1 protein-coding gene and 1 rRNA gene are annotated in these 668 nt (G+C 51.9%); one reads left to right on the top strand and one right to left on the bottom strand.

Annotated features, from left to right (window positions below; all coding sequences use genetic code 11):
- Positions 1–57: 57 nt before the first annotated feature.
- A 5S ribosomal RNA gene (gene rrf / locus FEV53_RS20555) occupies positions 58–172 on the top strand.
- A 161-nt stretch (positions 173–333) separates the two neighbouring features.
- On the opposite strand, the gene FEV53_RS20550 is transcribed toward rrf, so the two are convergent.
- A partial coding sequence (locus FEV53_RS20550) for an integrase core domain-containing protein (protein ID WP_142836436.1) occupies positions 334–668 on the bottom strand: 335 nt, incomplete at its 5' end.

Genomic DNA, 668 nt, shown 5'->3' with positions numbered 1-668 from the left:
GCATACACACACAGGTACAAGACTCGGATAGAAAACTGATGATGGGTATTTCCTCGGATTGGTGGTCATAGCGCGAGCAAAACACCCGACCCCATACCGAACTCGGAAGTTAAGTGCCGCTGCGCCAATGGTACTCCGTCTTAAGACGCGGGAGAGTAGGTCACCGCCAATCCTAGAAAATACCCAAATCCCTCAAAACGATACAAAAAAAACGACCCAAAAATAAAATAACTCATGCAAACAGTGTGGAGTACAGGGTCATGAACGCTGAAACACGAAACAATCTCTCTATATACGATTGATCAGCCCCACTTGAGTGGTCCAATTTGATTGTTAGTGCATGACGGGCCTCCGGTCCATCGTGACGACGGTTTCCGGGGCCGGTGGGCGGTAGCCTAATGCGCTGTGTGGTCGTTTCGTGTTGTAGTGTTTCCTCCATTGTTCGATCAGGATCTGCGCCTCGCGCAGGCTGTAGAAGGTTTCGCCATTCAGGAACTCGTCGCGGAAACGGGCGTTGAAGCTTTCGCAGTATCCGTTCTCCCAAGGCGATCCAGGTTCGATGTAAGCCGTTTTCGCGCCGACAGCTTTGATCCAGTCCTGTACGGCTTGAGCAACGAACTCCGGGCCATTGTCAGACCGAATGAACGAAGGCACGCCGCGCAGGATGA

It is taken from the genome of Palleronia caenipelagi (genome assembly GCF_007004065.1).
Classification (GTDB): domain Bacteria; phylum Pseudomonadota; class Alphaproteobacteria; order Rhodobacterales; family Rhodobacteraceae; genus Palleronia; species Palleronia caenipelagi.
This window is presented reverse-complemented; position numbering and strand designations above follow the sequence as displayed.